This is a genomic window from Falsibacillus pallidus (assembly GCF_003350505.1).
In the GTDB taxonomy this organism is placed as follows: domain Bacteria; phylum Bacillota; class Bacilli; order Bacillales; family DSM-25281; genus Falsibacillus; species Falsibacillus pallidus.
Map to the genome: position 1 here is coordinate 1 of NZ_QQAY01000014.1, position 22543 is coordinate 22543.

Consider the following 22543-nt stretch of genomic DNA (forward strand, 5'->3'; position numbering starts at 1 on the left):
TCAATCCGCTCGACTTGCATGTATTAGGCACGCCGCCAGCGTTCGTCCTGAGCCAGGATCAAACTCTCCGAAAAATTGTTGGCTCAAAGCCACAAAGTTTCAAGCTTGATTAGCTCGATTTTTAAAAAATAGATTAACGTTGACGTTTTGTTTTGTTCAGTTTTCAAAGATCAAGTTTGGAGCGGGTGAAGGGAATCGAACCCTCATCATCAGCTTGGAAGGCTGAGGTTTTACCACTAAACTACACCCGCATATAATATTGAAAGAAATCATGGTCGGGAAGACAGGATTCGAACCTGCGACCCCTTGGTCCCAAACCAAGTGCTCTACCAAGCTGAGCTACTTCCCGGATAATGATAGATTTACTATGAATTTGCTCTGCTCGTTTACATCATAGTGTTTTCTATGTACACTCGGTGTAACTCGCTCGCTTGTTTAAAAAATTTATGGCGCGCCCGATAGGAGTCGAACCCATAACCTTCTGATCCGTAGTCAGACGCTCTATCCAATTGAGCTACGGGCGCATGATGTGTTTGGTGCGGCCGAGAGGACTTGAACCTCCACGGGGTTGCCCCCACTAGGCCCTCAACCTAGCGCGTCTGCCATTCCGCCACGACCGCATTTTAGCGACAGGATCTATTATAACCTGATGGCTTTCAAAAAGTCAAGAATCTTTTTGAAAAGAAATGGTGCGGGTGAAGGGACTTGAACCCCCACGCCTTGCGGCGCCAGATCCTAAGTCTGGTGCGTCTGCCAATTCCGCCACACCCGCATAATTATGAAAGAGTTTTTGCTTTTCACAAAAATCTTATGGTGAGCCATGAAGGACTCGAACCTTCGACCCTCTGATTAAAAGTCAGATGCTCTACCAACTGAGCTAATGGCTCTCTTGGCTGGGCTAGCTGGATTCGAACCAACGCATGTCGCAGTCAAAGTGCGATGCCTTACCGCTTGGCTATAGCCCATCGTGTTTTTATTCTCGCCTTAAGACGAGGTTTTTAGTATATCACCATTTCTTGAAGACTGTCAACAAAATGTTTCAAGTTTTTTTAAGAAAGAAATGGCGGTCTGGACGGGACTCGAACCCGCGACCTCCTGCGTGACAGGCAGGCATTCTAACCAACTGAACTACCAGACCGAATTTTTTTGCTTTAGCAAAATAAATATCCTTAATTTACGCCAGCAAAATAACTTTCATTATAAAGCGCAAGTAAAATAAATGGTGACCCGTACGGGATTCGAACCCGTGTTACCGCCGTGAAAGGGCGGTGTCTTAACCGCTTGACCAACGGGCCGATATGTATGGCGGAGAAGGAGGGATTTGAACCCTCGCGCCGCTTACGCGACCTACACCCTTAGCAGGGGCGCCTCTTCAGCCTCTTGAGTACTTCCCCAAACATAAAAATGGCTCCGCAGGCAGGACTCGAACCTGCGACCGATCGGTTAACAGCCGATAGCTCTACCACTGAGCTACTGCGGAATAAAAAGTATGTTTAATACGACTCTTTAAATTATACTTAGGGACACCTATACTGTCAAGACGATTTCCAAGAAAAAATATAGAAGGAAAACAGGCCGTTAAAACATCAATAAAATTCATTTAAAACTTCGATAAGAGCTGTTTTCCTCTATCCTTTCTTAACGAGTTTCCCTGCACATTTCCCGCACACATACCTTTGTACGTTCACCCGTCTTTTCCGGTTGTATTTTTGCCCGCAGCCCGAACACTCATATAAATGCATCGCTTGTTTACGCTGCATCACCCTGCTTTTCAACGGGGTGCAATGTCTAGGAGATCCTGTTTCTTTCAGCAATTTGCGGAAATCTTCATCTCTGTGCTGATGCCCTTTCCCCTCAATATGCAGATGATAATGGCACAGCTCATGTTTGATAATGCCGATCAACTCATCCATCCCGTGTTCTTCATAATAAGCGGGGTTAATTTCAATATTGTGAGAACGCAGCATATACCTTCCGCCAGTGGTCCGCAGCCTTTTATTAAAAAGAGCTTTATGGTTGAAAGTCTTTCCGAAGACATTTTCTGAAATGGTTTCAGTCAATTGCTGAAGCTTCTCATCGTTCATCTGCAGTCCCCCCATTCACTTCTTCTCTCTATGATTTAAGGTGCAGGTATTCTGTAAACATGACAACCTATTATAGCATACAATGATTAGCAACTATCATGGCAAGGAGGTATTCTGCATGCCGACTTGGCTGCAAAAACAAATGCAAAAAGCTTTTCTCGAGAAAAACAGATATCAGATCAAACTTCTCAACCAGTGCTGGTATTTCTATAGAAAAAAACACTGCTCCTAATGAACAGTGTTTTTTCGTTTATTTAGAAGGAAGCATGGTCAAGGCTACTCGTCCTTTTTTCATGTCGACTGAATCGACCCAAACTGTGACGACATCTCCGACAGCCACCACATCTAAAGGATGCTTGACGAAGCGGTTGCTTAATTTGGAGATATGAACCAACCCATCCTGCTTTACGCCGATATCGACGAATGCGCCGAAATCGACCACGTTGCGGACAGTTCCTTGCAGTTCCATTCCCTCAGTGAGGTCTTCTAATTTAAGGACGTCTTTTTTCAGGATTGGCTTCGGCAATACGTCGCGCGGATCACGGCCAGGTCTTCTTAACGAATCCAGGATGTCCTTTAGCGTTAATTCACCGATCTCTAGTTCTGCCGCTAATTCTTGAATCGTGAACTTTTCAAGGGATGCACTTAATTTATCTGAGCCCAGTTCATTCAATCCCACACCGAGTTTCTTTAAGAGCTTTTCCACATCCCCGTATGTTTCAGGGTGAATCGATGTTTTATCAAGCGGATGCTTTCCGTCCATGATTCTTAAGAACCCGATACTTTGCTCATACGTTTTGGCTCCAAGTCGAGGGATTTTTTTCAGTTGGGCTCTGCTATTGATTTTTCCATTTTCATCGCGGAATTTTACGATATTGTTGGCAACTGTTTTGTTTAAACCTGCTACATATTGAAGCAAGGAAGATGAAGCTGTATTTACATTCACACCAACTTGGTTAACCACTGTTTCAACCACGAACGTTAAGGAATCATTCAGGTTTTTTTGTGAGACATCATGTTGATACTGCCCCACTCCTACTGATTTTGGATCGATCTTAACCAGCTCAGCCAACGGGTCTTGCAGGCGTCTTGCGATGGATACCGCGCTTCTTTCTTCTACCTGGAGGTCAGGGAACTCTTCCCTCGCCAAGTCAGAAGCGGAATAGACGCTTGCCCCAGCTTCATTGACAATGATATAAGAAATATCTCTTTTTGCTTCTTTCAATGTATCTACGATGAACTGCTCGGTTTCCCGAGATGCTGTTCCGTTTCCGATTGCGACTAGTTCAACGGAGTACTTTTCCAGGATGGAAAGGATGGCTTGTTTTGATTTTTCCGGCTGCGCTTTCGGCGGATGTGGATAGATGACTCCGATATAAAGGACCTTTCCTGTTTCATCCACCACGGAAAGTTTACAGCCTGTCCGATATGCCGGATCTACCCCGAGCACTACCTTTCCTTTTAAAGGCGGCTGAAGCAGAAGGTTCTTCAAGTTTTCAGAGAAGATGTGGATGGCCTGTTCATCCGCTTTTTCAGTCAGTTCATTTCGGATTTCCCGCTCAATGGATGGCTGTATCAATCGCTTATATCCATCATTGACTGCATCCCTTACCACTTCAGAAGCAATGGATTTCTCATTAGGAATAAATTTTTTGAACAGGTATTCGTGTATTCTTTCAGTATCCGGCTGAACGGATACCTTTAGAATCTCCTCTTTTTCCCCTCTATTGATGGCAAGCGTCCGATGAGGGACTACTTTTGCAAGAGGTTCTGAGTAGTCATAATACATTTCATAAACATTCTTTTCATCCTTCTCCTCATCTTTTACAGCTGTTGAGAGCTTTCCAGATTTGAATGTTTCACGGCGGATCCACTGTCGGGCAGCGGGATCATCGGAGACGATTTCTGCGATGATATCCTTCGCCCCTTCAATTGCTGCTTCAGCAGAATCGACACCTTTTTCAGATGAAATAAATGAAGCCGCTTTTTCTTCAAGGCTGCCTGCTGACGGAAATGTCAACAGCCACTCCGCCAGTGGCTCTAATCCTTTTTCTTTTGCCACTGTGGCTTTTGTTCTTCTTTTTTGTTTGTAAGGTCTGTATAGATCCTCCACCACTTGGAGTTTATCGGCAGATTCAATGGATTTTCTTAGTTCCTCTGTAAGCTTCCCTTGTTCTTCAATCAAACGAATGACATCTTCTTTTCGTTTTTTTAAATTCTGCATAAATGTCCATTTATCTATGATGGCACGGATTTGCACCTCATCCAGTGCACCTGTCATCTCTTTGCGGTAGCGGGCAATGAATGGGACGGTATTTCCTTCATTAATCATGTCGATTACGTTATGTACCTGCTTTGATTTAAATCCCAACTCTTTCGAAATGGATAGGATCAATTGATCTTCCTGGGTTTTCACTTGATTCAATGTACATCCCCCTATCAGTAAGCATGATTATAGTTTAACACACCTTTTTGGAGTAATTAAAATGGTGAACAAATATAAAAAAGCTCACTCCATTATCAGAGCAAGCTTCCTACAATAAACGTTAAATCGTCTTCTGCATTACTATAGCTTCGTTCCAATTCTTGAGCAATATACTCTAAAGAAAAGGAATCTTTCAGCAGACTTTTGGTGCTTGAAATCCTTAAACCATCTGAATGGATTAAAAATCTTGCACCTTCTTCAAAGGGATATCGATGGGTACTGAATAGTTGCGGCCTGCCAGATAAATAACCTGTGACAGGTAGTGGGTAGGTTAATTTACCGGTAGGGGAGTATAAATAGAAGCGGATGTTTCCAACGCAGCTATAAACAAAATCCTTGGTCTTGAAATAAGCTTTGACAACGGCAACTGCAGCACCGCGTTTATTGAGCAGCACCTGATTGCAGAGCTTCATGAGCGTTTCTACATCTTCCTCTTTATTCTCCTCTACTACTTGAGCTACAGCTGAAGATGCTTCATTGGCGTATTTTCCGCTGCCTAATCCATCCGCCAGCACGCAAAGGAAATATTCATCTGTAGCTGTGAAGTAATAGCTGTCGCCGCACTGTGCTTTACCTGCTTTTGACGTTTGATGCGAAAAGACTTCCACTTCCTTCTGCAAAAGATGGTTCATAAGGAAGACCTTTCTGAAAATGCATCTTCTTCAAGGATTGCCTCTTTAAGCTTCTTGATCGCTTTTCGCTGCAGCCTTGATACGTGCATTTGAGAAATACCCAGCATCTCTCCGGCATCTTTCTGGCTCATGTTATCAAGGAACGTATATTGAATGATTGAACGCTCCCTGTCACTCAGTACATGAAGAACCTTCTCCAGTACAAGCTTTTGGTTGGTTCTTTCATATCCCTCATCAACATTCCCAACAATATCGAGCAGTGTTACTGTACTACCTTCTGAGTCCGCTTCGATTGTATGATCCACAGATAGAGCTTGATAGCTTTTACCCATTTCCATCGCTTCCAATACTTCCTCTTCGGAAATACCCAGATGGTCTGCGATTTCAATAACGCGGGGAGATCGCTGAAGCTCTGTGGTCAATTCTTCAAGCGTTGCTTTTATTTTCGGTCCAAGCTCCTTAATCCTCCTAGGGACGTGGACGCTCCATGTTTTATCTCTTAGAAACCTTTTGATTTCTCCCACAATCGTCGGGATGGCAAAAGCTTCAAAAGATTTACCGAAAGAATCATCATAGCGCCTGATGGCACCAAGCAAGCCGATCATGCCGACTTGATAGATGTCTTCATGGTATGACTTCCCTTTGGAATACTTTCGGGCAATGGATTCGACCAGTCTCTGATAGTGGACGACCAGACGATCTTGGGCCTCTTGATCACCGTTTTCCTGGAATGCTTTAATCCAGCCATTCACTTGGTCGCGGGTTTGAAAATGATTAGGTTGAGATAGATTCGACATCCCTATCCACCTGCTCTCCTTCAAGGTACTTAGTCATTAAGACTGTAACCCCTTCCTTATGGTGGATTTTCACTTCATCCATAAGGCTTTCGATGAGGTATAAACCTAAACCTCCCTCACGTAAAAACTCAACTTCGAGACTTTCGTGATAAGGTCCGATTTCCTCGCGTGTTTTTTGGAAATCAAAGCTTGTACCATGATCGGAGACCATGATTTCCAAACGATTGGCATAGATGCCGAATCCAATGAGGACATCGCCTTCCTCATCTTCTTTATAGGCATGCTGTACGGCATTGGTGATTGCTTCACTTGCAGCGATTTTCAAATCCTCAATAGAGTCATAGGAAAATCCCATTCGACTGGCGATTCCGGAAATAGTCAGCCGGATAACCCCAACAAATTCTGGTTTTCCTGGAACCTTCATCTCGATGTAATCAAAATCCTCCATCATCATACTCCACCCTCTACCTCGGAATTGATTTCCATAATATCGGCCAATCCGGTGATATCGAATAAACGCTTCAAGCGTTCAGAAAGGCCTGTCAGTACCATTTGGCCGTCGTTTGCACGGATGCTTTTAAACAATCCGACAAAAACGCCAAGTCCTGTACTGTCCATGTATGAAACGTCTGTTAGATCTATGGTGAGATGTATATTCGGTTTGACGGCAAACGGAGAAAGAGCTTCCCTTACTTGAGGGGCTGTATACGCATCGATTTCTCCACCGATTTTACTTTTGACAAATTGTTCGTTTTCTTGAACTTCAACATTAATATTCATGAAATTATTCACCCCATCTACTTTTCAACACTAATACTTTTACCCCAAGAAAAACTGCTCAAACCAATTTCAGCATTTTCTTTTTAAAATGATTAGTGTAAAGTCATCCCTTAATTGAAAATCCTGAAGTTTTTCAAGGTCTTTATATACATTATTTACAATTTCCTGCGAATTTAAATGGATATATTTTTGGATATATTCCACCAAATCTTCCCGCTCCAGGAACCCTTCCTCTGTACGGCATTCTGTTACACCGTCTGAGAGGAGGATGATCATATCCCCAATTTCCACATATCTCTCGTATTGCTGATATTTTGTCTTCTTATCGATGCCGAGAAGAAGGCCCTTCGCAGAAAGATCGCTGAATTGCTTCTTGCTGGAATGGTAATAGAATCCAGGTTCGTGACCAGCAGAAGAATAGTAGAACGTATGCTTATCCGTGTCATACATCCCATGGAACATCGTGATGAACATCGTAGGATCGACATTCTGCTCCACTACGCGGTTGATATTCTCCAATACGCTGCTCGGGTTATATTGGTTTTCCGGAAGGCTGTCCATGGCATATTTGATCATGGACATACAAAGCGCAGCCGGGATCCCTTTCCCGATAACGTCGGCTATCGCAACGCTGATTCGATTTTTTTCTTTAACGAAATGATAATAGTCGCCGCTCATAGTTTTGGCCGCGACACTGATGGCGCCTATATCCAAGCACTCCTCTGTCGGGATCTTTGTACCGAGGAGCGTCTGCTGCATATTGGCCGCTATTTCGATTTCCCCGCGAAGCTCCTGCTGCTGATTGCGGAGGCTTTGATGCTCCCTGTAGGCAAGGCCATAGCCGATCATCACTTCCAATAGGACATCAAAAGAATGAACGATGGAGTCCGGCATGTCCGGCTCCATCTCCATGATCAGCGAACGGTGAAGACTGATGATTTCTTCAGGAGAAATCTTGTGTTCAATCGTTTTTCTACTGAACTTTTGCCCTTGGTAAAGCACTTGTTCATTTTGGTCTTTTAAATAGTTTTCGAGAATCTCTTTATATTTTAGTTCCATTATATTTCTAAAATCCATACTACTCCCCCTAGCGGAGCCATTTGGTTGCTCTTATATCCGTCCCTTCACCGGGATTTGAATCGATTGAGAAATCATCCATCAATCTTTTCACCCCGGGAAGTCCGGCACCCAAACCTCCTGATGTCGAGAAGCCGTCCTCCATGACTTTTCGGATATCGGTAATACCAGGACCTGTATCTACTGCGATAATCTTCAGGCCGGCTTTTCCATTCTCATATAACTTTTCAATGCAGACCTGTCCTTGTCCTGCATATAAATAAATATTTCGCGCAAGTTCACTAATAGCCGTTGTGATTCTCGCCTGGTCCACCGTACCAAACCCGAGCTCCTTGGCTACATTCCTACCCAATTGGCGGGCTGCGACGATGTCCCATTCGTTAAGAATTTTCACGCAGGATTGAACGTCCATACCGTTAATCCCCCAGTTCCTGTTGTAATTTCTCCAGGCCTTTTTCTAAATCCAATGCGGTTAGGACCTCTTCCAATCCAATTCCTAATTCAATGAGGGTAATCGCAACTGCCGGCTGGATTCCTGTAATCACTACTTTTGCACCCATTAGAGTGGACATATTAATGACATCCCCGAGTACTTTTGCAATGAACGAATCAATGAAGTCGATCGATGTAATATCGATGACGACACCTTTTGCATTCGTTTCATGTATTTTATTTAATAAATCTTCCTGGAATTGAAGCGCCGTTTGATCGTCAAGCTCCCATTGGATCGACACTAAAAGACAATCATGAAGTTTTAAAATTGGGATTCTCACTTTCATCATCCTTCCAGTTCCACGATTTTTCGATTCGTATATTCAAGTGCAGCCTCAATACCTTTTCTGAGAGTGCTCGTTGTAATGATCTGATTCAAGTTGATTCCTAAGTTCACAATGGTCTGTGCAATCTCGGGACGGATGCCTACAAGCATGCATTTCGCTCCGACAAGCCTTACAGCCTCAGCTGCCTGGATGATATGATGGGCAACCATAGTATCAACGACCGGAACCCCTGTAATATCAATCAGGACAACCTCTGCGCGGTGCTTTACAGTTCCAGTCAATAGATTTTCCATGATCAATTTTGCCCGTTCTGTATCGATTGTCCCCACAAGAGGAAGGACAGATATTTTCTCAAAGACCGGGATAAGAGGCGCCGATAATTCCTGAAGGGCAATTTTTTGGAGTGACACTGTCTTCTCCCATGTTTCTGTGTAGACATTGATGACTTCGTTATATAAAGGGGTCATCCACTTTTCAAATACTTCGCCGAATTCGATCAAACGCTCATCCGGAACGGCTCCTTCTTCACGCATACCTTCAAAGATAATTTTACTAAATGCCTGCATTCCTTTTGTAACAAATGTCAGCGGCCAGCCCAATCGGATGACTTTTGCAGCAAAGTCTTCTAATTTAGTGGAGAAATCCTGGTCGTTCACGAGATTGGAATTCAACAAGTCGACGAATTCACGGCTTGTCCGGGTAAAAACCTGGTCTGAAACCACTTTGACAATCCTTTCGTCCGCCTGGTCTTTCATGGACTCCATCCACTTTTCCAATAAAGTGTCCTTGTTGTTATGGATATAATCTACTAATTGATGATACATGTTGCCCTCCTTATTTATCACGCGGAATATATAAGCGGCAGAATCGAATCCCCTTTTTCGAAACCGCAGCGTTTGCTATGTTCTCTTTTGCTGGATTCATTCTTCAATCAAATGCATGTTTTATCTTATCTTCTTGCATTTATTTGATATCAATCCTTATTTTATATAAAAACAATCTATTCTGACAAATTTTTAATACATTTTACATTTTCCCGTTACTCTTACTATACAGAAGTTAGGAGATAATCACTATCATGAAATATTCCCAATTGAAAACTTCTGATAAAAAAATAAAAAAACGCCCTTTTTTCGGAGCGTTCTCAATTTAAAATTCAATAAGTCCTACACTAATCTGCAGGGCTTCATCCACTTTTTCCATCATTTCATCATCCAAATGAGTGATCTTGTCTGTTAAGCGCTGTTTATCTATTGTCCGGATTTGCTCCAGCAATATAACGGAGTCACGTTCAAATCCATAGCGCTTTGCGTCAATTTCGACGTGCGTCGGCAGTTTTGCTTTTTGAATTTGTGCGGTTATGGCAGCGACAATTACAGTGGGACTAAACCGATTCCCTATATCATTTTGGATGACTAAAACTGGACGTACACCGCCTTGCTCAGATCCAACTACCGGGGAAAGGTCTGCAAAATACACGTCACCACGTTTAACAATCAAAGGTTTAACCTCCGCTTACTAAACGTTCAACTGTATGTTCTGCCTCGTACTCAGCTTGAATAGCTTCTGAAGCAATAGCTAAGTTGATCTTAGCCATTTCCATATAGCCGCGTCTCATTGACTCTCGAATTTGGCGTTTCTTACGTTCGCGAAGATACATTTTCGTAGCACGATAAATAAACTCATTCCGATTCACATTCTCTTGTTCTGCAAATCCATCCAATTCGCTTAAGAGCTGCTGCGGCAAACGTATTAATATTTCTGTTGTTGCGCTGGATTCAGACACAATCGACACCTCCACCATCACTACACACCGTTTCATTCACTACCATTACAATCATACCATCAAACAACCGCAAAGAAAAGAGCATTCAGCAATCTTTATCTATTATCGGCAATGCCTGCCAGCTATTATGCATATTTTTTCCGCGAATGGCATTTAAATTATCTATTTTTTATGCCGCAAAGGAATATTTTCTATTCAATCAGCTTATTTTCAACGCTTTCCGGCTCATTATTGTGTATAAATACCCTTGGCACCCGATTGGAGATGATGCATGGCACTTCATAGTTGATGGTCTCCAGCTTCTCTGCGATTTCATCAATCGAGATGCTTTCATCCCCCTGGCAGCCGATCAAGGTCACAAGGGTCCCGACAGGCATTTCATGCGGAAGCTTGATCATGCATTGATCCATGCAGATCCTTCCGACAATGGGAGCGCGCTTGCCATCCACTAATACTTCCTGTCCTTGAAGCCTCCGGATCCAGCCGTCTGCGTACCCTATCGGAAGCGTTCCGATCCACTCCTCGCCTTCAGCGGTATATGTGGCTCCATAGCTTACACTCTCGCCAGGATTGATTTTTTTGACATGAACCAGCCTGGCATGCAAAGAGAAAACTTCTTTCAACGGAAAAGGAAGCAGCCCTTTCATTTCTTCCGACGGGGAAAGCCCATACATGGAAATGCCGAATCGGATGGCATTGAAGCTACTCTGCGAATGCCTCAAGGATGCCGCACTATTTGCAGCGTGGACATATTTGGGTTTCTCCCTTAGGGAAGCCACCATCTCCTTGAATGCTGCAAACTGTTTCTGATAGAGGGATTCATCTAATTCATCCGCTGTGGCAAAGTGGGTGAAGACCCCTTCAAAAACCAGCTGTGGTGATGAGTCCATGATCCGCTCCAGTTCTTTCAATTCTTCAATCGTCCTCACACCGAGCCTGTTCACCCCCGTATCGCACTTGATATGGAGGCTGACATTTTTTTCAGACGGCAAAAATCCCACCGCTTCTTCCAGCCACTCTCTTTGGAACACGGTTAAGGAAATATCATGCTCTGCAGCTAATGCAGCATCTTCAGCCCTGCTCGCGCCCAATACTAAAATCGGAGCTGTTATCCCCCTTTTTCTAAGCGAAAGCGCCTCATCTAAAAAGGCAACGGCCAATCCATGAGCACCCGCCTCGAGAGCCGTTTCTGAAACCTGGAAATCCCCGTGGCCATAGGCGTTTGCCTTTACAACTGCGAAAATACCGACACCTTCTGGAAGGAGCCCTCTGACAGCACTTACATTTTTATAAAGATTGTCCAAGTTGATTTCAGCCCATGTGTCACGGAAAAATTGAGTATTAGCGTTCAAAATGTTCACGTCCTTTAACCTTTGCCTCATCTGCTACATTTGATTATTTCAACTAAGAACCGTCCTTGTCAAATGTATTAATTACTAGCAAAAGAAATAAAAGCGTAAACGCCAGTTTTTGTCGAAAAAAACAGGCCGACACTTTCACGGCCTGTTCTAGTAAGAATACGTAATGCATTTCAGATTATTTTACGATGTCTCCTTGGACAGAGCGTGCCACCATCACCATTTCATCCGAAGACAAATCTTTGGACGCAAGCATGTAGTCAACTCCATCGTATGTCCAGGAGATAGAAGTATCCGTCATAGCACCGACTGTAAAGCCCAAATCGACGATCTTACCTGGCGCCTGCGTGGAAACCATCGCTGTCGGCATTACCTCTGCTTTTTCCTGAACCAATGTGAAGGACTTATCTCCGCCATATGTCAGGACAATACGTTTGCCGGAATCAGTTGCAATATCCTTTTCATCGATGAGGCTTGCGCCGACATCGGCTGTTGGATACTGAACTTTGAATTCCTTCGCGGAGGCTGAAGCATCCACCGGAACTTCAAGCTGGGCACCTGTCATATTTTTGTTCGTATCGAAAGCATCTTTATCGAAGCTTGCGTTGAAGTCCACTTTGGAAAATTCAACTGTGACAAGCGCATTGTGATCTGTATCCATCACTTTTACACTGACTGGAGCCAAGCTGCGTTTGCTAAGTTTGATTTCCTGTGTCGGAAGCATTTTGCTGTTTTGGTAGCGCGTTTTTGTTTCAAATACATAATAGTCCTTTGTAGCTGAAAACTTCGCGTTTTTATCTTCGAGGATATCCTTTACAAGCGATTCATATAAATACGCTTGGCTGCTGTTTTCCGGCCATTCGCTCTGGAATTTAAAGCTTTTGTTCAGAGCAGGCGTCAGCACATAGACACCTTCTTTATTCCTGAGGATCATTTGGCTTTGATCCCGCTGGGCATTTTTCAAATTCACTCTGTAGTAGTCCGGTTGATTATGCCAAACATCGATCTGATAAGTCTGCGGCTCATTCCCCATTTTAAGGGTCATCTTCGCATGTGCTTTATACCCTTTGATATCCCCCAGCTTCTCCGTCAAATCTTTTGTAACATCTTCCTGCGTTTTTGCACCGCAAGCAGATAGTGCCAGGATTGCTGAAATGGCAACTATGAGCACCCAAATCTTCCTTTTCATCTTTTCAGCCCCTTTTGTCTCATTTGAACGTAAAGGAGAGGGATTGAGGAGGCTGAACATCCATTCCGTTCCATCCCTTGCTTTGTGGTTCCGTCCTGTTGGATTGGAAATGGACGGATGGGGGATGATTCAGCACCCTTGTCTCTCCTATATGCACTATGAATATATGAGACAACCTTTTTGATTATGCTTGGGATAAAAAGACAAGCAGGAAAAACTTTTCATTCAGTCCGTTTCTTCTATTATGACTTGTGCCGCTGCATATTCCCTGCTGTGGGTTATAGATAAGTGCACTCCTTTCTCCATCGGCTTGATGAATACCGGCTTTCCTTTTTCATCATAGGCCGTTTCCATATCCTGAAATGAAAGATCCTTTCCAATCCCGCTTCCCCACGCTTTCGAAAAAGCTTCCTTGGCAGCAAACCGCCCTGCAAGATATTCCGTCCTTCTTTGTCCATTGAGGCGGTGATAATTCAGGATCTCATTTTCCGAAAGGACCCGGCCGGCGAAACGAGGCTGTTTTTCTTCGAGATGCCTGATCCTCTCAAGCTCCACAATATCCATCCCGATACCTTTAATCATAAAAAAACCTTCCTTCTATCCCGTGATTTCTGAGCATATATATGACAAGCAGAACTTGTACAAGAAAGAATCATTACACTAATTGAGGTGTGGCTAACATGTTTGTCAGAAATGAAAATTTCAATGATTATATCAAATTATATCCTATTATTACATGCATCGCCGCCATTCATACCGTATTATTCGGGATAGCCGCTTTGCCTTACCTTCCTAACGATTGGATATTCGAAAAGCTGATCGGGGCCAATATCTATATCAAGCAAGGAGAACTTTGGCGTTTCGTTACCCCTTTATTCGTGCATGTGAATTTTTCTCATTTCATCTTCAATACGATTGCCCTTTTGATATTCGGTCCACCGCTGGAAAAAAAGCTGGGGAAAATCGGCTTCTTTTGTTTTTATTTACTGTGCGGCATTACCGGAAACCTTTTTGCTTTTCTCCTGCTGCCCCTCACTTATGTTCATACAGGTTCAAGCGGTGCCATCTTCGGTCTCTTTGGCTTTTATTTAGCAGCGGCCCTGTTCGGGAAAAACCCAACATCCAGATCGGCGCAGGTGATTCTGCCCGTCCTGATCATCTCTCTTTTCATGTCTTTCATCCAGCCAGGCGTCAATATCACCGCTCATTTGGCAGGCTTGTTTACCGGAGTAGCTGCCGGCATACTGCTGCGTGGAAAGCTTGAATCCTAAAAGCAAAAAACTGCCGCGAATTTTATTCGAAGGCAGTTTTTTAGTTTAAGCCCGTTCTTCTTCAGGTAAGAACCATTCATACATTTTCTCTATTTGAACTGCATCTGCATATCTAACCACAGCTTTCCTTCCCATTTCCCCAGACTTAACGGCTGCTGAAAGGCTGGCAAGGTTCTTTCTTTTCTGAAACCAGCTTTGTGTCATCTCGAGGGATTGTATTCTCGCCTTTTTCATATAAATCGTTGTCTTTGTCACAGCCCGGCAGCAAAGGACTAATTGATCCCCCGCTATATTCCACCCTGCCGATTTATATTTCCACACACCTATTAATGCAGCCGCTGCCAGCACAATCAATGCGAGAGAACCCCACGGCCAAAACACAATTGAGACAACCGCTGCAGGAATCAGGACACGAACAGACTCCCGCACGATATAGCTCCCCAATGCACGGTTTGGCAGCTTAGTCAAACCCGCTTCCATTTGGTAGTCCGGAAAGAATTGTTCAGCCAGCATGGGGATCTTCTTCTTTTTGATGATCGGCAAGACCATCACAGACGCACTATCCGCCTCTTTGACAGATCCTCCCGCACTATCTATATAGACAGTGGCAAACCCGAATGGCTGCCTTGCTATATTTTCAACAATCCGGATAGCCTGTATCCTTTTCAACGGGATCGTAAGCTGCTTCTTCTCAAGCAAGCCCCTTGTGATGATCAAATCATCAGCCGTTTTTCGAATTGTAAATCGGCTGTATTTCAGCATGGTCACCACGATGGAAAACAGCCACGCCAACAGGAGGCCGAAAAATACAGCAAAAACGACCAATATAACGCTGCTGTGGACGGCCTTGTTCATCTGATTGAATACTTTTTGATAAGGAATGACTTCCTCAAATTGAAATACAAAAGCAGCAATGGCCGAAAGCACCACCCCGACACCGCCGGAAGTAACAGCCATCAATAATAACTCTGAATTTGAAACGTGATGAACTACAGCTTCCGTTTTTATTTCTTCCTGATCTCCCGGATGATCGGCCGTACCCTGCTTTTCCTTTTGAATCGTCTTCTCAAGCCAGAGAGCCTCTTCTTTTTTGATGGCTGTCAGCTCACCCTCTGCATGATTTTTCTCATTGCCGCCTGCTGTTTCAATTTGAACACGAACAAGACCGAACGGACGATGAAGAATTCCTTCTGAAAAATCCAAACTCTGAATTCTTTCCAAAGGGATATATCGTTTTTTCTTAACAAAAAGGCCGTACTCGATCCTTAACTCGCCATCCTCGATTCTGTAAGTGAATCGCTTCCACTTAATGATTCCTGAGACCAGGATAAAGATGATGGAGAGAACGGAAACAAAGAAGGGAAATGAATCCCAAAATGTCGAGTCCTTCCCTCTGCCTAAAAATAAAAAGACCAAAATGGGAAAAATCATTTCGCGCAGCTGTTTCAGCACTGTCCAGACTGCTGCAATCGGGTGAAGGCGTTTATATTCAGACATCGTCTTTCGCCACCCTCGCCAACGCCGATATGGATGACCGCAATTCATCGGCTTCTCTCGTATCAAGGGCTGGAATATGGTGCGTTGTGGCAGCGGTCGAAACCGTAACTGTCGCAAGATGATATCTTCTCAGCAACGGCCCTTCCACCGTGTCGACATGCTGCACCCGGACCATCGGCACTAGTGTTCTTTTTTTGAAAACGATCCCGCTCTGAAGTTCAATCTCTTTCTCACGGACCTCATACCTCCATCTTTTCCATTTCAAATTCGGAAAAAGATAGACAAATATGTATACATAAAGGATGCTGACCACACCGCCGCAAAGGATAATCCAAGACGGCCAGTCAAAAATGGAAACAACCGTGATGACCCCAAAATATATCGCTAAAATAATCAATGAATGCAGCATCCCCGTTATTCTCCACACTTTCAGGGCTTTATCAGAAATTTTATTCATCGGCTCCCTCATCCGCTATACCCCCATTTCTTTCTAGACCTATTCTCTCTTATTTACGCATCTACGGGAGGAAAGTTTCACAAAAAAATAAAGGATGCTTCACATGGAAGCGGCTTTTGACTGGGAAGGTGTCTTGAGAAAGTGCCTAGAAAGTGCCTGTCACGCCCCGGATTTTGTCGATTTTTGTAAAATTCAATTGGATCCATCAATATGCTTAGCTTGCATTAGGTATATTTAGTAGAAAAAGTGCAAGTGGCGCATAAGATGGTGAGTTTGGCGCATAGCCCCAACCGGCCGGCGCATAGCAGAGGATTTTTCGCGCATAGAGCCAGAACAGCGGCGCATAGCCGATGGTTTCTGGCGCATAGAGCCTGCAGAAGAGGCTAATCTCCCTTGGAATCCTTGCTTTTTCGTCATTTAGTCACTCTAACGGACACCATCTGAACCTTTCACCACATCTATATGCTTATTTCGAGGAACATTCACCATCATTTCCACTCATGTCCCTTCTATTTTCCACCCCAATGAACAAAATCAGACGAAAATAAAAGCCGCTTCACAAGGAAGCAGCTTTTGACTGATTAGTTATTTTTTTGAGGTCTTTTTCTTGGCGGTCTGCTAGCAGAAGAACGCTGCTGGTCGCGCCCGTAGCTGCGCTGTCCTTGACCGGATCCTTGAGGCTTCCCTCTTCTGCGGGAGCGGCCGTTGTCTCTGCTTCCGCTTCCGCTACCCCTTCTGGATGGAAGAGGAGCTTCTTCGGTAATTTTGATTGCTGAACTGTCAGGCTCTTTTGTAAGAACTTTCAATGCAGCTGCAGCAATTTGCTCAGGAGTGAAATTCTCAAGCAATTTTTCGCCCATTTCCTGATAATCCTGCAATGAATTTGCTTCGATGGTTTCAGCTAATTGATCGTAAGACGCTTTTAGCAGTCCTTCAAGTGCTTCTGACCAAGTCGGCGGCTTCATTGGAGTCATGCGCTTCTTAGTAGTCTGTTCAACTACTTTCAAGTAGCCCATTTCACGAGGGCTGACAAATGTCATTGCCACACCTTCTTTACCTGCGCGTCCAGTACGTCCGATACGGTGGACATAGCTTTCCGGATCTTGCGGGATATCGAAGTTGTAGACATGTGTGACGCCTGAAATATCCAGACCGCGAGCTGCAACATCCGTTGCAACCAATACATCGATTTTGCCTTCTTTGAACTTTTTAAGAACAAGCAGGCGCTTCGCTTGGCTTAGATCTCCGTGGATCCCTTCTGCCAAATATCCTCTTAAGGAAAGAGCATTTGCAAGTTCATCTACACGGCGCTTCGTACGGCCGAATACAATCGCAAGCTCAGGGGATTGCGTATCAAGCAAACGGGATAATACATCGAATTTTTCTCTTTCTGGTACTTTCACATAGAACTGCTCGATGTTGGATACTGTCATTTCCTTTGCTTTTACTTTTACAAGCTCAGGATTCTTCATGAATTTCTCAGCGATGCGGCGGATTGGATCCGGCATTGTAGCTGAGAATAGAAGTGTTTGGCGATCTGCCGGTACATTGGAAAGGATGGACTCGATATCTTCTTTGAAGCCCATGTTCAACATTTCATCCGCTTCGTCCAAAATCAATGTGTGAACATTATCTAAACGCAATGTGCGTCGTTTGATATGGTCAAGGATACGTCCTGGAGTTCCTACAACAATGTTAGGGTTTTTCTTAAGGGCACGGATTTGGCGCTGGATGTCCGCTCCTCCATATACAGCCAATACACGTGCACGGCTGTCTTGGCCGACTTTATATAATTCTTCAGAAACCTGAATGGCTAATTCACGGGTAGGGGCAATAATGATCCCTTGTACGTCATTGCTTTTTGGATCAAGCTTCTCGATCAGTGGAATACCAAAAGCAGCGGTTTTCCCTGTACCTGTCTGTGCCTGGCCGATGATGTCCTTTCCTTGTAGACTCAAAGGAATCGTTCCGGCTTGAATTGGAGTTGCTTCTTCAAAACCCATCCGTTTAACTGACTTCAACGTTGTTGGGCTTAAACCTAATTCTGAAAACTTCGTCAATGCTATTCATTCTCCTTTATTCTTCTTTAAAAGCGGCTACTTTATTTTATAGTCACTTTTCGTTTTTTATAAACAAAAAAAGACACTCTTCGGTTGAAGAGTTGTTTTTTTGGGTATTAATGATGTTTCTGTAATGTTACCACTAATAAAGATGGATTTCAACGTAAGGACCTGCCTTTATTTTTTTCCTTCAAAAAACAAAATATTTCGTCAAATAATTCCATCTGCCCATCGCAATGGCAGATCAAATGCTTGGCGCCAGGCTCCAGCCTTAGGATCTTTCGGCTGCTCCCGATTTTATCATATAAATAATAAGCGCTTTTAATGGGAACAATTCCATCTTCTTCCCCTTGAGCGATAAACGTGGGAATATCGATTTCACCCAGCACTGACTTGGAAAGCTTGACGATTTTCTTAAATTCTCTTGTGGAAGAAATTGGCGTTGAAATTATTTTCTTTCTGTAGCGGTTAAACAACTCATTCTCTTTAAGCTTTCCATTTAACGAGTCATTTATGATTTCTTTTATATCCTTCAATAGTTGTTCAAAGTTGATATAGTACGCAGCGGCACTCAGCAGCACCAGGCGGGACACAGGGTACCTTGCTGCAAGATAGCCTGCAATCAATCCGCCCATCGAGAATCCGACAAGGTAGACCTCTTCGCACTCATCCAACAGATCTTTTAACGCTTCTTCCGCACACTCAATCCATTCATGATGAAGGATGCCCTTAAGCTCCAGCTCTTCCCCATGTCCGGGAAGAGTCGGAACCGCCACTTTCCACTCGGTATGCTCTGCCAGATAGTCGGCTAAAGGCTGCACTTCAAATGGGGAGCCGGTAAAACCGTGTATTAATAGACATCCTTTCATCATATTCCACCAACTTCTATTTTGATTCTAAAGCATGGACGATATCTTCCAGCTTCATCCCTCTTGATGCCTTTACGAGGATAAAATCCTTTTCTTGCACTTTACTCTTAAGTTCCTCGATCAACGGCTCTTTATCCAGTGAGGCGTGGACCCGCTTCTCGCCAAATCTTTCCCTCGCCCCTTCCGCAATCCACAGCCCGCGCTCGCCATAAGTGAATACTTCAGTGATTTTCTCAGGATCGATTTCCCGTCCGGTTTGAAGATGGAATTCCTTCTCTTTATCGCCAAGTTCGAGCATATCCCCAAGGACTAAATATTTTTTGCCCAATCCTGTCTGTTCTTCTGCAAGATTGATTGCTGCACGCATAGAAGTCGGACTGGCATTATAAGCATCATTAATAATGACAGATCCATTGATTCCAGCCACTTTCTCCATTCTCATGGCAGTCAGTTTGAGGCCGGCCAACCCGGTTTTGATTTTCTCCAAATCAAGGCCAAGCTTGCTGCCGACGATAACCGCTGAAATGGCATTCATTACATTGTGTATCCCCATTACCGGAACGAAGAATTCGATATCAGGATTGATGTTTACTCGAAAATGGTTTCCATCCGCTGTCGAATCTACCTGGACAGGGTAAACGTCATTATTTTCACTTTGTCCAAACGACTGCAATTTATAAGGCAGACTGCCCTGCAGCCTTTCCTGCAGCAACGGCTCGTCGCCGAAATAAACGAGTGTCCCTTCTTCCCCAAGACCAAGGGCAATTTCAAGCTTGGCTTCAGCAATTCCTTCCCTCGAACCGAGATCCTGCAAGTGGGATTCTCCAATATTAGTGATAACAGCGATGTCTGGACGGGCTAATTTTGTCAGGAACTCGATTTCTCCTCTTGCGCTCATTCCCATTTCGAGGACGACCGCCTTTGTATCTTCCTCAATGGACAGCAGGGTCAATGGAAGGCCGAGGTGGTTATTGTAGTTCCCTTCTGTCTTCTGCACTTTAAATCCAGTGCCCAATACAGCAGCAATCATGTCCTTCGTTGTCGTTTTCCCGTTGCTGCCGGTGACGCCGACGACTTTCAAGTCTAGTTGATTCCGATACGACTTGGAAAGTTCCTGTACGGCTTCCATTGAGCTTTCCACCAGCAATATAGGGACATCCTGAGGAGGGTTGGGGACATCTTTTTCCCACAATGCTGCCGCAGCCCCTTTTTCAAAGGCATCCTTGACCAATGTATGCCCGTCGATTTTTTCTCCTTTAAACGGAATGAACAAATTGCCTTTTTGCAGCTTTCTCGTATCAATGCAGACGCCTTGAATGTCAGTGTCTCCGAAAGCATCAAGAACCTTTTGATCAAACTGAAACATTTCCGAAAGCTGTTTTATCGAACGTTTTATCATCTGGACGATTCTCCTTTTTCATAAACAATCAGGATACAAGAAGGGCCAACTAAAACAATTCTTAGTCAGCCTTCTATGAATCACTATTGGATTTTCACTATTAGAATGTATGCTTGATGTTTTGCTTTTCTTCATGGCGTTCAATCGCCAATTGAACCAATCTTTCAATAAGAGCCGGATAGTCGACACCTGTATGCTTCCAAAGAAGAGGGAACATGCTGAATGGCGTGAAGCCCGGCATGGTGTTCACTTCATTGATCAGGACTCTTCCATCCTTCGTCAAAAAGAAATCCGCTCGCACAAGACCGGAATTATCCAATGCCTTATAGGATTTAACTGCCATGTCCTTCATCTCCGCGTAGACCTCATCGGAAATTTCAGCCGGGATGATCAGTGCTGTTTCACCATCTTCGTATTTCGCTTTGTAATCATAGAAATCTTTTTTCGGAACAATTTCACCGGCAACGGAACATTCAGGTTTATCGTTCCCCATTACGCCGATTTCGATTTCTCTTGCGACAACGCCTTCTTCAATGATGATTTTACGGTCGAATTGGAAAGCCTCTTCAAACGCTTGGCTCAATTCTTCTCTATTCGTACATTTGCTGATACCTACACTCGAGCCGAGGTTTGCCGGTTTGACAAAGCAAGGATACCCCAATCTCTCTTCTACTTCTTTGTAGGCAGCTTCAGGGTCATCCTTCCAAGATTGGCGGATGAACCAGACATAATCGACTTGCGCCAATCCTGCTTGGGCAAATAGATTTTTCATGATGACTTTATCCATGCCGGCAGCGGATGCAAGCACTCCATTCCCAACGTAAGGAAGGTTGAGCAGCTCCAGCATGCCTTGAACTGTACCGTCCTCTCCATTTGGACCATGAAGGAGCGGAAAGACCACTTCAGTGTTTCCTTTTTCCACTTGTGCACTGGCGTCTGCCAAGGCAGTAGGTGCAATGTTTTCGCCATTGTTATATTCAAGTTCTTTCACGGTTTCTACCGGACCAGATAACAGTGGGCCTTTGACCCAGCGGCCTTCCGTTGTGATAAAGATCGGCTGAATATCATATTTTTCGGGATCTAAAGCACCGATAACCGCTTTAGCTGTTTGCAAAGATACTTTATGTTCTGCGGATTTCCCGCCGTATAATAAATTTAATTTCGTCTTCATGTTGACCTCCAAATGGCATTTGAGATGTCTCTATTTTAACACTTTCCTTCAAAAGAAAAAGAAGGATTAAAGGCTTGTAATAAAAAAATAACTTAACCATATCGCACCCAGCTGCTTATATATGGATATGTAAAGGAAGAAAAAAAGAACCTATTCCACCTGAAAAACGTTTCTTATATTGTCGCCTGCATTTATTATACCAAAATAATAAATATAGCTGTCTTTATTTTTCCTGTACCTATACCCATTGCACGCTGCAACTAAAACCATTTTGGAATCAAAATGGCAAATAAAAAACTGACTTAGTCAACATCTTGCTTTTGAGCCAGTTTATTATATTAATTTGAAGTTTATTGCTGGTTTCCCCGGACTAGCCATTTTTCTACAAATGAATAGCTGCCTACTGTTCCTTCCTTTGCGGCAGTAAAACGGCAGGAATCCGGAAATTCCATCCATTCAAATGTCATCCCGTCTTCTATCAACGATAAAAAGGTTTCCATGTGCTCCACTTCCTTTACTTTTGAAAAGGTAATGGCGATCGAATCATGGATTTCCTTTTGCTTATTCGTATTATAAATCCAATCGTGGTTGAATTTCATAAACTGCTCGTAAAGAACCTCGCAGCTCCAAATCCCCCAAATATGCGCGTTAAACTCTGCATCCCAGCCGCCTAATTGCCACAACAGGCCTGGTGTATTTTTAACTTTGAGCCATTGACCTTGCGCATCAGAAAATAATTCCCTTTTCCCTTCTGCTACTTCACAAACAATATGCTTAATCAGCATCTCTTTCCCCCAACATGTTTTTTCACAAATCCCCTAAGCCATTTTACTATGAAATAGCCGCGGATAA

Annotated in this window: 24 protein-coding genes, 11 tRNA genes and 1 rRNA gene; 2 read left to right on the forward strand and 34 right to left on the reverse strand. The window is 43.8% G+C overall.

Translation table 11 applies throughout. The annotated features are described in order from the left end of the window. From DFR59_RS15710 to DFR59_RS15770, 13 genes are all read right to left on the reverse strand, one after another. Positions 1 to 74: ribosomal RNA gene (locus DFR59_RS15710) — 16S ribosomal RNA — on the reverse strand; the annotation flags it as partial. A gap of 103 nt (positions 75 to 177) precedes the next feature. After that, positions 178 to 251, reverse strand: a tRNA-Gly gene (locus tag DFR59_RS15715). 21 nt (positions 252 to 272) lie between these two features. Then, positions 273 to 349: transfer RNA gene (locus tag DFR59_RS15720), tRNA-Pro, on the reverse strand. Between the two features lie 98 nt (positions 350 to 447). Then, positions 448 to 524 (reverse strand) — tRNA-Arg (locus tag DFR59_RS15725). A 10-nt stretch (positions 525 to 534) separates the two neighbouring features. After that, positions 535 to 620 (reverse strand) — tRNA-Leu (locus DFR59_RS15730). Positions 621 to 687: 67 nt separating this feature from the next. Beyond that, positions 688 to 772, reverse strand: a tRNA-Leu gene (locus tag DFR59_RS15735). Positions 773 to 811: 39 nt separating this feature from the next. Continuing rightward, positions 812 to 887: transfer RNA gene (locus DFR59_RS15740), tRNA-Lys, on the reverse strand. A gap of 3 nt (positions 888 to 890) precedes the next feature. After that, positions 891 to 965: transfer RNA gene (locus tag DFR59_RS15745), tRNA-Gln, on the reverse strand. A 96-nt stretch (positions 966 to 1061) separates the two neighbouring features. After that, positions 1062 to 1138, reverse strand: a tRNA-Asp gene (locus DFR59_RS15750). 82 nt (positions 1139 to 1220) lie between these two features. Further along, positions 1221 to 1295, reverse strand: a tRNA-Glu gene (locus DFR59_RS15755). A gap of 8 nt (positions 1296 to 1303) precedes the next feature. Next, positions 1304 to 1394: transfer RNA gene (locus DFR59_RS15760), tRNA-Ser, on the reverse strand. A gap of 11 nt (positions 1395 to 1405) precedes the next feature. Further along, positions 1406 to 1480, reverse strand: a tRNA-Asn gene (locus DFR59_RS15765). 148 nt (positions 1481 to 1628) lie between these two features. Next, positions 1629 to 2084, reverse strand: a complete 456-nt coding sequence (locus tag DFR59_RS15770) for a SprT family protein (RefSeq protein ID WP_114746628.1) — start codon at positions 2082 to 2084, stop codon at positions 1629 to 1631. Between the two features lie 118 nt (positions 2085 to 2202). Here DFR59_RS15770 and cmpA point away from each other — a divergent pair, with 118 nt between their 5' ends. Next, positions 2203 to 2316, forward strand: a complete 114-nt coding sequence (gene cmpA / locus DFR59_RS15775; protein ID WP_114746629.1) for a cortex morphogenetic protein CmpA — start codon at positions 2203 to 2205, stop codon at positions 2314 to 2316. An 18-nt stretch (positions 2317 to 2334) separates the two neighbouring features. Here cmpA and DFR59_RS15780 read toward each other — a convergent pair whose 3' ends face one another. From DFR59_RS15780 to acpS, 14 genes are all read right to left on the reverse strand, one after another. Beyond that, entirely contained in the window at positions 2335 to 4500 is a 2166-nt protein-coding gene (locus DFR59_RS15780; RefSeq protein WP_114746704.1) for a Tex family protein, read from the reverse strand. Between the two features lie 104 nt (positions 4501 to 4604). Further along, positions 4605 to 5201, reverse strand: a complete 597-nt coding sequence (locus tag DFR59_RS15785) for a PP2C family serine/threonine-protein phosphatase (RefSeq protein WP_114746630.1) — start codon at positions 5199 to 5201, stop codon at positions 4605 to 4607. After that, on the reverse strand, positions 5198 to 5998 hold the full coding sequence (gene sigB, locus DFR59_RS15790) for an RNA polymerase sigma factor SigB (protein WP_114746631.1): 801 nt from the start codon (positions 5996 to 5998) through the stop codon (positions 5198 to 5200). Before sigB ends, DFR59_RS15785 begins: the two co-directional genes overlap by 4 nt. After that, the gene (gene rsbW, locus DFR59_RS15795; RefSeq protein WP_425454718.1) at positions 5976 to 6446 is read right to left on the reverse strand and encodes an anti-sigma B factor RsbW; all 471 of its coding nucleotides are present in this window, start codon (positions 6444 to 6446) and stop codon (positions 5976 to 5978) included. The genes sigB and rsbW overlap by 23 nt, the downstream gene beginning before the upstream one ends. Before the next feature lie 2 nt (positions 6447 to 6448). After that, on the reverse strand, positions 6449 to 6778 hold the full coding sequence (locus tag DFR59_RS15800; RefSeq protein WP_114746632.1) for an anti-sigma factor antagonist: 330 nt from the start codon (positions 6776 to 6778) through the stop codon (positions 6449 to 6451). Positions 6779 to 6847: 69 nt separating this feature from the next. Next, the gene (locus tag DFR59_RS15805) at positions 6848 to 7855 is read right to left on the reverse strand and encodes a PP2C family protein-serine/threonine phosphatase (RefSeq protein WP_114746633.1); all 1008 of its coding nucleotides are present in this window, start codon (positions 7853 to 7855) and stop codon (positions 6848 to 6850) included. Positions 7856 to 7865: 10 nt separating this feature from the next. Next, entirely contained in the window at positions 7866 to 8267 is a 402-nt protein-coding gene (locus DFR59_RS15810; RefSeq protein WP_114746634.1) for an anti-sigma regulatory factor, read from the reverse strand. 4 nt (positions 8268 to 8271) lie between these two features. Continuing rightward, entirely contained in the window at positions 8272 to 8628 is a 357-nt protein-coding gene (locus DFR59_RS15815) for an STAS domain-containing protein (RefSeq protein WP_114746706.1), read from the reverse strand. 5 nt (positions 8629 to 8633) lie between these two features. Then, complete coding sequence (locus DFR59_RS15820; protein WP_114746635.1) at positions 8634 to 9458, reverse strand: RsbT co-antagonist protein RsbRA; 825 nt, start codon at positions 9456 to 9458, stop codon at positions 8634 to 8636. A gap of 325 nt (positions 9459 to 9783) precedes the next feature. Continuing rightward, entirely contained in the window at positions 9784 to 10134 is a 351-nt protein-coding gene (gene ndoA / locus DFR59_RS15825) for a type II toxin-antitoxin system endoribonuclease NdoA (protein WP_114746636.1), read from the reverse strand. 4 nt (positions 10135 to 10138) lie between these two features. Continuing rightward, entirely contained in the window at positions 10139 to 10420 is a 282-nt protein-coding gene (locus DFR59_RS15830) for a CopG family ribbon-helix-helix protein (protein ID WP_114746637.1), read from the reverse strand. 191 nt (positions 10421 to 10611) lie between these two features. Then, positions 10612 to 11772, reverse strand: coding sequence for an alanine racemase (gene alr, locus DFR59_RS15835; protein WP_342768321.1), 1161 nt, complete (start codon positions 11770 to 11772; stop codon positions 10612 to 10614). A gap of 184 nt (positions 11773 to 11956) precedes the next feature. Further along, positions 11957 to 12967, reverse strand: a complete 1011-nt coding sequence (locus DFR59_RS15840) for a LolA family protein (protein WP_114746639.1) — start codon at positions 12965 to 12967, stop codon at positions 11957 to 11959. Between the two features lie 225 nt (positions 12968 to 13192). Beyond that, positions 13193 to 13549, reverse strand: a complete 357-nt coding sequence (gene acpS, locus DFR59_RS15845; RefSeq protein ID WP_114746640.1) for a holo-ACP synthase — start codon at positions 13547 to 13549, stop codon at positions 13193 to 13195. A gap of 98 nt (positions 13550 to 13647) precedes the next feature. Here acpS and DFR59_RS15850 point away from each other — a divergent pair, with 98 nt between their 5' ends. Then, the gene (locus DFR59_RS15850; RefSeq protein ID WP_114746641.1) at positions 13648 to 14238 is read left to right on the forward strand and encodes a rhomboid family intramembrane serine protease; all 591 of its coding nucleotides are present in this window, start codon (positions 13648 to 13650) and stop codon (positions 14236 to 14238) included. Positions 14239 to 14283: 45 nt separating this feature from the next. Here DFR59_RS15850 and DFR59_RS15855 read toward each other — a convergent pair whose 3' ends face one another. From DFR59_RS15855 to DFR59_RS15885, 7 genes are all read right to left on the reverse strand, one after another. Continuing rightward, positions 14284 to 15735 (reverse strand): PH domain-containing protein, encoded by a 1452-nt coding sequence (locus tag DFR59_RS15855; protein WP_114746642.1) that lies wholly within the window; start codon positions 15733 to 15735, stop codon positions 14284 to 14286. Beyond that, a complete protein-coding gene (locus DFR59_RS15860) occupies positions 15728 to 16192 on the reverse strand; it encodes a PH domain-containing protein (protein ID WP_245948501.1) in 465 nt (154 codons plus the stop codon). The genes DFR59_RS15855 and DFR59_RS15860 overlap by 8 nt, the downstream gene beginning before the upstream one ends. 581 nt (positions 16193 to 16773) lie before the next feature. After that, complete coding sequence (gene cshA / locus DFR59_RS15865; protein WP_114746644.1) at positions 16774 to 18252, reverse strand: degradosome RNA helicase CshA; 1479 nt, start codon at positions 18250 to 18252, stop codon at positions 16774 to 16776. A 158-nt stretch (positions 18253 to 18410) separates the two neighbouring features. Beyond that, the gene (locus DFR59_RS15870; protein WP_342768322.1) at positions 18411 to 19124 is read right to left on the reverse strand and encodes an alpha/beta hydrolase; all 714 of its coding nucleotides are present in this window, start codon (positions 19122 to 19124) and stop codon (positions 18411 to 18413) included. A 13-nt stretch (positions 19125 to 19137) separates the two neighbouring features. After that, positions 19138 to 20520, reverse strand: coding sequence for a UDP-N-acetylmuramoyl-tripeptide--D-alanyl-D-alanine ligase (locus DFR59_RS15875; RefSeq protein WP_114746646.1), 1383 nt, complete (start codon positions 20518 to 20520; stop codon positions 19138 to 19140). Between the two features lie 100 nt (positions 20521 to 20620). Beyond that, complete coding sequence (locus tag DFR59_RS15880; protein WP_114746647.1) at positions 20621 to 21691, reverse strand: D-alanine--D-alanine ligase; 1071 nt, start codon at positions 21689 to 21691, stop codon at positions 20621 to 20623. Between the two features lie 350 nt (positions 21692 to 22041). Next, positions 22042 to 22476 carry a DUF4937 domain-containing protein gene (locus tag DFR59_RS15885; protein WP_114746648.1) on the reverse strand — a complete coding sequence of 145 codons (435 nt, stop codon included), beginning with the start codon at positions 22474 to 22476 and terminating at the stop codon, positions 22042 to 22044. Between the last annotated feature and the right edge of the window lie 67 nt (positions 22477 to 22543).